The organism is Candidatus Acidiferrales bacterium (assembly GCA_036514995.1).
Lineage (GTDB): Bacteria > Acidobacteriota > Terriglobia > Acidiferrales > DATBWB01 > DATBWB01.
In genome coordinates this window covers 1-9269 of record DATBWB010000182.1, presented here as the reverse complement: position 1 = coordinate 9269, position 9269 = coordinate 1, and the positions used below count along the sequence as shown (strand labels likewise).

The window sequence follows — 9269 nt, the reverse complement described above, 5'->3', positions numbered from 1 at the left end:
CCGCCCCGATGGAATCGGGGCCCGTGTCCAGCAAGTGACGGTCTTTGAGACGGAGGCGACAACAGCCACCTATAGCGAATAGCTTTCGCGTGTCTCAAACCTGTCCGGGTCTGCGGGGCCGCCTCTTTGACAAACGGTTGGGAGCAGAGGTTCCCGGTTGCGGCCTGCTCTTCTTCAGACCCGCCGGGGCTCGCCGTGAACGGGGGTTCTTCGCCGGCTCTTTCCGTGGAGATACCTGTGGTAGCTCCGCTATCCGTACAAGTAAGATCGTGCGGCGTGGCATCGAGTTGGTGTCGCCCCTGCATCTTATAGGGGTGTGGCAGGAGAATGGCGACGCGGCCGGCGGCATCGGCTCCCCGGGAGGGGCGGGGGTGCGGCGTTGGCTCGCGCCGCAGCGCCAAATCTTTTTTTTTGCGCCAGAATTTATGCCCGGTAGCCGAGGGCAAGCCCGCCGAGAACAGGGCGGACCAGGGAGGCAATCATGAAATGGCAAGGGAGTTGGCGAACCGGCCTTGGACTTCTCCTCGCGCTTATGGTGCTAGCCGGTCTCGCTTCCGCGCAGTTCATGGCGCGGCTGGAAGGCAAGTGCACGGATGAAAATGGCAAGCCTTATGTCGGCGCCACCGTCGAGATAGACCGCGAGGACATCAAGTCGCACAACGAAGTGAAGACTGACAAGCGCGGCGACTATCTTTACGCCGGCTTGCAGCCGGGGAAGTACACCATCACCCTGAAATTCGAGGGAAGGACCGTCTTCGCCTTCCGCGGCATCACCCTGCGTCCAGGCGATCAGCAGGTGGTGGACTTCGACATGAAGAAAGAAGTAGCCGCCAATCCTGCGGCCATCAAGGCGAAGAAGGAGCAAGAAGAGGCGGCCAAGAAATATGACGAATTGAAGCAGCACTTTGATGCCGGGTCGGCAGCGTTGCAGCAGGAAAACTATGCCGAAGCGATCACGGAATTGCAGTTGGCGGCGACGATGGATCCGTCTCAGGATGTCATCTTTGCCAGGCTGGGTGACGCTTATGCCGGCAACAAGCAACTCAATGAAGCGGTGGATGCCTATCAGAAGGCGCTCGTCCTGCGGCCCGAGATCGCTGGCTATCACAACAACCTGGGCAATGCCCTCGCCAAGGCGGGCAAGGGGCCGGAAGCGCTGGAAGAATTTCGCAAGGCAGCCGAGATGGAACCGACCCAGGCGGGAATGTACTGGCGCAACGCCGGCATCGTCCTCTACAACGCGGGTAAGACGAATGAAGCGATTGAACCGCTCCAGAAGGCGATCGCGGCTGACGCCAACGACGCTTTGGCCTACTATCTCCTCGGCATCTGCTTGCTGGGCAAGGTCGAGCAGAAAACCGAGGGCGGCATGATGAAAATGATCCCCGCGCCGGGGACAATCGAGACGTTCCAAAAGTACCTCCAACTGGATCCCAACGGCTCGCACGCCGCTGAAGTCAAAGCCATCCTCGACCAACTGGGAGCGACCGTCCAAACCGAATTCAAGAGAGAAACCAAGAAGAAAAAGCCGTAGCTCGGAAGGGCGAAACGGGAGCGAGCAACGCCGAACCCGGCTGGTCAGCTCGCCCCGATTCCATCGGGGCGAGTGAGCACGGCCGGCGATCAACCCGGTGGCCTGGCCCGGCCCGGTCCTTATTCTTCTTGAGCCCTCGGCTGCGACTTCTCCGGCGCCCGGACCAAGGATTGACTGTGAGACTCTCCAGGAAGAGGTTGATTTCGGCCGGTTTTCTTTCTGTTGGCTTCGCGCTCCTCAGCTCGATCGCGGCCTGCGCCTCAGCCAAGAATGTATCCCTCAAAGCCGGTGAGGAAAGCATCAGAGGGCTCTACTGGGCACCGCCGACCAGTGCCAAGGCTGCGCCGGGGATCATCCTTCTTCACATGCTCAGCCGGCGAAAAGAGGACTGGAGGGCGTTCGGTGACTTTCTTCAGAAGAACGGCTACGCAGCGATCGCCATAGACCTCCGCGACCGGGGCGATGGAGGTCGAGACAAGCTCATTGCCGATGCCCGGGCGGCCTATGATTTTCTTCGTTCGCAAAAGGAAGTGGACGCTTCGCGAGTGGCTGCCATCGGCGGCAGCATGGGCGCGAACGGAGCCCTCTGGTTCGGCGCCATTGAGCCGGCGATCAAAGCGGTGGTGCTGCTCTCGCCGGGTCTCAACTATTATGGGGTGACCTCGGAAGATGCCATGACACGTTTGGGCGCCCGTCCGGTTCTTCTGGTGGCAAGCGAGGACGACGGCTATAGCGCGGTGACGGTTCGCCGGCTGGCGCAGCTCGCCAAGGGTCCGCACCCGGTCAAGGTCTTTGACAACGCTGGCCACGGCACCGAGATGCTGGGCGCGGGGCTCGAGCAGTTGATTCTGCAGTTCTTGCAACAGAATCTGTAGCCGGGCCCTGACGTTCCCGACGGGCCGCCAGTTGCCATTTGGCATCCTCTGACCCATCCGGCTTCCACTTGGCCGTTGGCCGGAGCGGCGGGTGCCGGCCGCCTGGAACGCCAGCCGGCCGGGCAAGTAATGGTACCCGTTATGACGAACTCCCCATTCGCCTTGACTCTATATCGGGGGTGCGGCAAACTCGTTTTCTTCCGCTTGGAACGCGGAGTCCTGCGTGAATCGTCAAACCCTTCTCACCGCCGTCATCTTCACCGTAGTTGGCTTCCTCGGTGGATATATCTATCACGCTCAGACGAGCTTTCAAGTTCGCGGGCAGATGGGACAGCTTGAACCGGGCGATGTCCCTTCGACCACGCCCGGGGCGCCGCGTTCACCCGGGGGGATGCCGCCGGCCCCGGAAGCTGCGCCGACGATGGAGCAGATCGGGCAGATGCTGGCGGAGCTGAAGCAGCAGGCGGCAGCCAACCCCAAGGACCCTCAGCCAGTCATCACGTTGGGCAATCTTTACTTCGACGCTAACAAACATGCTGAAGCGGTGGAATGGTACGGGAAGGCGCTGGCGGTCGATCCCAAGAACGTCCACGTGCGTACCGACCTCGGCACGAGTTTGTACAATCTCGGCCGGTTTGACGAAGCGCTCAAGGAATTTCGACGTGCTCTCCAATACGACCCGAATCATCCTCAAACGCTCTTCAACATTGCGATTACGGAACTGGTGGGCAAGAACGATATAGGCGGGGCCGAGGAAGCGCTCCGCCGGCTGAAACGATTGAAACCCGGTTTCCCCGGAATTCCTCAACTGGAAGCCAGAATCGGGCAGATCCGCCAGGAACGGACCCGCCCGAACGCAAGCTCCAACCCGCGCCCGTGATGGACGAGGCCTGATGCGGCTGATTGTGCGATTGTTGGAAATTCTCTTCTGGGTTGTGATTGTGGTCTGGGTCTTGCGTCTTCTTTTTGGGCGCTTACTCCGAGTTTATTTCGGCTCCACCCGCAGCCGGACAAACGCCCCGCCTCCGGCTCCGCCAGCGCGGGGCGGCGAGACCTTCCGCGACCCCGTCTGTGGCACCTATGTCTCCCCGGAGGTCTCTGTCTCTGCTTTATTTCAAGGCCAACGCGTCCATTTTTGTTCCGAGGAATGTATGGAACGGTACCGGAGCCGGTCTCCGGCTGACCACGCGGCTCGAAACGCAGCCGGCCGCTAGGCTCGCCTAACCCAGTGCACATGAGGAGGCGGAAATGAAGGAAGAGCTCAACCCGTATGTCATCTCCCAGATGCAGTTTGACATCGCCGCCGATCACCTGAAGTTGGATAAAGGATTGCGCCAGGTGCTTCGGACGCCCAAGCGGCAGTTGGTGGTGTCGATTCCGACGAAGATGGACGACGGAAGCGTCAGGGTGTTCGAAGGATTCCGGGTGCAGCACAACATCGCTCGCGGGCCGGCCAAGGGAGGTATCCGCTATCATCCCAACGTCACCTTGGACGAAGTGAAGGCGCTCGCCGCCTGGATGACCTGGAAGACGGCCACGGTCAATATCCCTTTCGGCGGCGGCAAGGGTGGCGTCATATGCGACCCAAAGAGAATGACCAAGCCGGAACTGGAACGTATGACGCGCCGGTACGCTTCCGAGATTTTGCCGATCATCGGGCCCGATGAGGACATTGCCGCGCCGGATGTCTATACCGATTCGCAGACGATGTCCTGGATCATGGACACCTATTCCATGATGAAGGGTCACACGACGCTCGGGGTGGTGACCGGCAAGCCCGTTTCCCTGGGCGGGTCGGAGGGGCGCAAAGAGGCCACTGCCCGGGGCTGCCTGTTTATCACTCGCGAGGCCTGCAAGGTGCGCCGGTTGTCTTTGAAGGGCGCGACGGTCGCGGTGCAAGGCTACGGCAATGCCGGCTCGATTGCCGCCTGGCTTTTCAGCCGGGACGGCGCGAAGATTATCGCCGTGGCTGACTCTCGCGGCGGGGTTGTCAGCCCGAAAGGTTTCGATCCGCTCAAAGTGCTCAAGTACAAGGAAAGAAGCGGCACGGTCGTTGGCTTCCCCGGCACATCGAAGATCAATAACGAGGAGTTGTTGGAACTGAAATGCGACATCCTGGTTCCGGCAGCGCTTGAGAACCAGATCACGCTCGAAAACGCCAGCCGCATCAAGGCAAAAATCGTTGTGGAGGCGGCGAATGGCCCGACCACGCCTGGAGCCGACGAAGTGCTGGCGCGCAAAGGAATCTTTTTCCTGCCCGATATTCTCGCCAACGCCGGCGGTGTCACGGTGAGCTATTTCGAGTGGGTGCAAGACCTCCAGTCCTTCTTTTGGCCGGAGCAGGAGGTCAACAATAAACTCGAATTCATCATGAAGCGCGCTTTCCATGACGTCTATCAGACGAGCGTGAGGTACAAGGTCCACCTGCGCACCGCCGCTTATATCCTCGCCGTCGGCCGCGTGGCGGACGCCACCACCGTGCGCGGGCTGTTTCCATAATGAGATGACGACGGGCTGATGGGCGAAGGGAGAATGGAGAACGGGGACGGGCCTTTGCCCACGGCGGTCCCCCTTCCATCGGAAAATCTCTTTTGCATTGCGAGCGAATTTGCAGTACCTTTTTCGATTGCTGGTCGGGGTGATGCACGGTTCGCATCGCGCCGGATTCTTCTTCCAGGCGATCGAAGATGACACCAAACGGTTCCCCGCCTACCACCCTCCTCACCATTGCCGGGTTCGATCCTACCGGGGGAGCGGGCATTGCCGCTGACCTGAAGACCTTTGCCGCCCACAACTGCTATGGCCTCGCCGCCATCACCGCTCTGACGGTTCAAACGACTGAGGGAGTCATCGCGGTCTATCCGACGCCGCCGGCGGTGCTGGAGGCGCAGCTCGAAGCGCTGGTCGCTGATGCGAAAATCGCCGCGGTCAAGATCGGAATGCTGGCCAATCGAGAGGTTGCCCGGGTGGTCGCCGGGATTCTGGAACGATGGCAGTTCCCGCACGTCGTTCTTGACCCCATTCTCGTTTCGACCAGTGGTTTTGCGCTGCTGGATGAAAAAGGCGTCGCATTCTTGAAGACCGAACTGATCCGGCACGCCTCCGTGATCATCCCCAATGCTCCGGAAGCGCAAACCCTGACCGGCGTGGAAGTCAAGAACGTCGAAGGCGCAAAGGAGGCCGCCAAGAAACTTTTCGAGATGGGCGCGAAGGCAATCGTCATCAAAGGCGGCCACCTGGAAAAGCCTGTGGACCTGGTCTTCAACGGCACGGAATTTCTCACGTTTGGCAGCGACCGTGTCCGCTCGGAAAACACCCACGGCACCGGATGCACGTTTGCCTCAGCGGTGGCGGCGGCGCTTGCCGAAGGCAAGCAACTCCCCGACGCGGTGGTGCTCGCCAAAGCCTACGTCACCAAGGCGATTGAGAAGGGCTTTGCCGTGGGAAAGGGCCGCGGCACGCTCAATCATTTTTTCCGCATGCAACAGGAACCCTATGCGCGAGTGATTGAATATCCCGCCTTCCACCACTCGCGCAACGGTTAGCACAGTGACCCGTGAGCGGCGGCCCGTGGCCGTCCTTCTTGTCTTCGCCCCCGGCGGGCTTACCCTCTGGCGGGGGATTTCCTTCGTTCAAAATTAGTAGCTCAGGTGTTTCGAAAGAAACCTGAGGTTTTTGAGCCGAAAAACCGCCTCAGGCGATTCGAAGGATCACCTGAGCGGCAAGCTATTTTCGTTGGTAAATGATTTTGCCGGCGACGATCGTAGCCATGGGAGCGCCGCGGAATTTCCAGCCATCAAAAGGCGAGTTGCGGCTCTTTGATTCGGATTGCTCGACGCGATACGTCCATTCGCGGGCGGGATCGAAGAGGGTGAGGTCAGCCGTTGCCGCCACCTGGATTTTGCCCCGGTCGAGGCCAAGGATTTTCGCCGGATGGGTGGAGAAAAGTTCAACCAGACGGGTAAGCGAAATTTTTCCGGTGTGAACGAGGCGGTCGAGAGCCAGCCCGAGCGCCGTCTCCAGCCCAATGACGCCGAAGGGAGCGAGGTCAAACTCCACCTCTTTGGCGACAGGGTGGTGCGGCGCGTGATCGGTGGCGATGGCGTCCACCGTGCCATCGGCGATGCCTTCGACCAGCGCATCGCGGTCTTCCCGGCCGCGCAGCGGCGGGTTCATCTTGTAGCAAGTGCGGTAGTCGCGGATGTCTTCGTCCATCAGCGTAAAGTGGTGCGGGGTCACCTCGCAGGTGACGCGCACGCCGCGCTGCTTGGCCAGCCGGACCGATTCCAGCGCACCGCACGTCGAGAGATGCGCCAGGTGGATATGCGCGCCCGTCTCCCGCGCCAGAATGCAATTGCGCGCCACCGGAATCTCTTCGCAGGCTGCCGGGATTCCTCGCAAGCCAAGCCGGGTGGAGTGCGCCCCTTCATGCATCACCCCCTCGCCAAAAAGGCTCGGCTCTTCGCAGTGGTCAATCACCGGCAGACCCAGGGTCCGACAATACTCCATGACCCCGCGCATCAGGCGAGCATTGGCGATGGGCCGGCCGTCGTCCGAGACAGCGACGATTCCAGCCCTCTTCATCGCGGCAATGCTGGAGAGCTCCTCGCCGGCGCTGCCGGAGGAGGCGGCACCGACCGGATATACCGTGACGACGCCGGTTTCCCTGGCGCGGCTCAGAATGGATGCGGTCACCGCCGCGTTGTCGTTCACCGGCTGCGTGTTGGGCATCGAGCAGACGGCAGTAAAGCCGCCCGCGGCTGCCGCGCGAGTGCCCGTGGCAATGCTTTCGGCTCCTTCTCCACCCGGTTCGCGCAGGTGGACATGCAGGTCGAGGAAGCCGGGAGCGACCACCATGCCCGACGCGTCAAAGATTTCTGCGCCAACCTTTTCGATCTTCTTCTCGATGGCGGAAATCCGGCCGTCGGCGATCAAGATGTCGCGCCCGTCATCCAGTTTCGATGCCGGGTCAATCACCCGGCCGCCTTTAATCAGCAGCATGGGTCGAGCCCAATAAGAGGAAGAGCAACGCCATGCGGACAGCCAGGCCGTTGGTCACCTGCTCCAGAACGACCGATTGCGTGCCGTCGGCAACTTCCGAATCAATCTCCAACCCGCGATTCATCGGTCCCGGGTGCATGATGATGGCATCCGGCTTCGCCCGCTTGAGGCGCGAGCGCGTCAATTGGAACTCCCGAGCATATTCGTCCACCGGAAAAATATCCCCGGCGCGGCGTTCGCTCTGGACGCGCAAGGCCATCACCACGTCGGCATCCGTCAAGGCCTCGTCCAGGCGGTGAGACAACCGGACATTGGGCGCCAGGGAGGCAAAAAAAGGCGGCAACCACGATGGCGGGCCGCAGAGCGTCACCTGGGATCCAAACTTGGCAAGCAAATGGACATTCGAGCGCGCCACGCGGCTGTGCTGCACATCCCCCACGATCGCCACCTTGAGCCCGGTGAGCCTCGCCTTGTGGTCGCGGATGGTGAGGGCGTCCAGCAGCGCCTGGGTCGGATGCTCATGCAAGCCGTCGCCAGCATTGATCACCGGAATCTTCAGGTGCCGCGCCACAAACTCAGGCGAACCGGAAGCCGCATGGCGCAGCACCAGGCCGTCCGGCTTGAGCGCCTCGAGCGTGAGCAGGGTATCGGTGAGCGACTCGCCTTTCGAAACCGAGGAGCCACTCGAAACAAAAGGGATCACATCGGCCCCCAGGCGCTGCGCCGCCAGCGAAAACGAGGTCATCGTCCGCGTCGAGGCCTCGAAGAACGCCAGCAAAACCGTCTTGCCGCGCAGGGTCGCCAGTTTCTTGAGCGGCTGCTCGTGCACTTTTTGAAAGGACTTGGCCGTGTCGAGGATCAGTTCCAATTCCTCGATACTGAGCGGTTCGATGCCGAACAGATGGCGGCAACTTAGTCGGGCGGCGGGCATGGAAAACCCTGGGAAGTGGGATGGAGCGCATGTAAGGACTATCGGGATTCATCCCGATTTGCATGTCGGGCTAAAAGCCCGGCACTCCTGGTTACGCGGCTCAGTCGGTGCGTTCCACCAACATCACGCGCTCTTCCCGGTCCACTTCCTTGAGACGGACTTCGATAATCTCCCGGTCGGTGGTTTGAATGTTGCGGCCGACAAAGGCGGCCTCAATCGGCAGCTCGCGATGACCGCGGTCAATCAGGACGCAGAGTTGAATCCGCTTGGGCCGGCCCAGATCAAAGAGCGCGTTCATGGCGGCGCGCACCGTGCGGCCGGTGTAGAGCACATCGTCCACCATAATCAGAATCTTGGCGTCCACCGGAAAATCAATCTCGGTGCTTTGCACCACCGGCTGCGGCGACACCAGCGACAGGTCATCGCGGTAAAGGGTGATGTCCAGGACGCCGACCGGCACCTCCAGCTTTTCAATTTCGCCGATCTGCTTCGCCAGGCGCTGGGCCAGCGGCACGCCGCGCCGCCGGATGCCGATCAGCGCCACGTTCTGGCCGCCGCCATTTTTCTCAACGATTTCGTGGGCCAGCCGGTTGAGGGTGCGGTCAATCTCGGCCGCCGACATGAGCTGGGTCTTTTCGCGGATCTGCATCGGGGTGGCATGTTAACGGCGGCAGGAACGGGTGTCAAGCAGAGGGCAGACAGCGACCAGCGTCCAGCGACCGGCGACGTGGGACCAGTGCCCCGCGACCAATGACCAGCGACCCTTCGTCCCGCTCTGCGGGATCAGGGCAAGCCAGTGGCCCGCTGAGCCCCGAGGCACCTGCCTCGGGGAGCAAGCCCCGGTGTCCAGCGTCCAGCAACCAGACTCAAGGCTCGGTTGACTGCCCCGCGACCGGTGCTATAATTTTTTGGGTGATTGCCCTGCCAC

The 9269-nt window shown here is 61.3% G+C and carries 8 protein-coding genes; 5 read left to right on the top strand and 3 right to left on the bottom strand.

What is annotated here, in order from left to right; genetic code table 11:
- Positions 1-481 precede the first annotated feature (481 nt).
- The 5 genes from VIH17_12140 to thiD all read left to right on the top strand — a co-directional run bounded on the left by VIH17_12140 (position 482) and on the right by thiD (position 5954).
- Entirely contained in the window at positions 482-1534 is a 1053-nt protein-coding gene (locus tag VIH17_12140) for a tetratricopeptide repeat protein (protein ID HEY4683978.1), read from the top strand.
- Positions 1535-1710: 176 nt separating this feature from the next.
- Entirely contained in the window at positions 1711-2409 is a 699-nt protein-coding gene (locus VIH17_12135) for an alpha/beta fold hydrolase (GenBank protein HEY4683977.1), read from the top strand.
- 223 nt (positions 2410-2632) lie between these two features.
- The gene (locus VIH17_12130; protein HEY4683976.1) at positions 2633-3289 is read left to right on the top strand and encodes a tetratricopeptide repeat protein; all 657 of its coding nucleotides are present in this window, start codon (positions 2633-2635) and stop codon (positions 3287-3289) included.
- Positions 3290-3657: 368 nt separating this feature from the next.
- A complete protein-coding gene (locus VIH17_12125; GenBank protein HEY4683975.1) occupies positions 3658-4908 on the top strand; it encodes a Glu/Leu/Phe/Val dehydrogenase in 1251 nt (416 codons plus the stop codon).
- Positions 4909-5096: 188 nt separating this feature from the next.
- A complete protein-coding gene (gene thiD / locus VIH17_12120) occupies positions 5097-5954 on the top strand; it encodes a bifunctional hydroxymethylpyrimidine kinase/phosphomethylpyrimidine kinase (GenBank protein HEY4683974.1) in 858 nt (285 codons plus the stop codon).
- Between the two features lie 181 nt (positions 5955-6135).
- On the opposite strand, the gene VIH17_12115 is transcribed toward thiD, so the two are convergent.
- The 3 genes from VIH17_12115 to pyrR form a co-directional block, all read right to left on the bottom strand.
- Positions 6136-7410: a dihydroorotase gene (locus VIH17_12115; GenBank protein ID HEY4683973.1), complete on the bottom strand. Its 1275-nt coding sequence runs from the start codon at positions 7408-7410 to the stop codon at positions 6136-6138.
- Positions 7397-8341: an aspartate carbamoyltransferase catalytic subunit gene (locus VIH17_12110; GenBank protein HEY4683972.1), complete on the bottom strand. Its 945-nt coding sequence runs from the start codon at positions 8339-8341 to the stop codon at positions 7397-7399. The genes VIH17_12115 and VIH17_12110 overlap by 14 nt, the downstream gene beginning before the upstream one ends.
- A gap of 100 nt (positions 8342-8441) precedes the next feature.
- The gene (pyrR, locus tag VIH17_12105) at positions 8442-8990 is read right to left on the bottom strand and encodes a bifunctional pyr operon transcriptional regulator/uracil phosphoribosyltransferase PyrR (GenBank protein HEY4683971.1); all 549 of its coding nucleotides are present in this window, start codon (positions 8988-8990) and stop codon (positions 8442-8444) included.
- Between the last annotated feature and the right edge of the window lie 279 nt (positions 8991-9269).

Coding starts and splice junctions, on each gene's coding strand:
- thiD (HEY4683974.1), top strand. CDS start 5,097: ATGACACCAAACGGTTCCCCGCCTACCACCCTCCTCACCATTGCCGGG.
- VIH17_12125 (HEY4683975.1), top strand. CDS start 3,658: ATGAAGGAAGAGCTCAACCCGTATGTCATCTCCCAGATGCAGTTTGAC.
- pyrR (HEY4683971.1), bottom strand. CDS start 8,990: ATGCAGATCCGCGAAAAGACCCAGCTCATGTCGGCGGCCGAGATTGAC.
- VIH17_12115 (HEY4683973.1), bottom strand. CDS start 7,410: ATGCTGCTGATTAAAGGCGGCCGGGTGATTGACCCGGCATCGAAACTG.
- VIH17_12110 (HEY4683972.1), bottom strand. CDS start 8,341: ATGCCCGCCGCCCGACTAAGTTGCCGCCATCTGTTCGGCATCGAACCG.
- VIH17_12140 (HEY4683978.1), top strand. CDS start 482: ATGAAATGGCAAGGGAGTTGGCGAACCGGCCTTGGACTTCTCCTCGCG.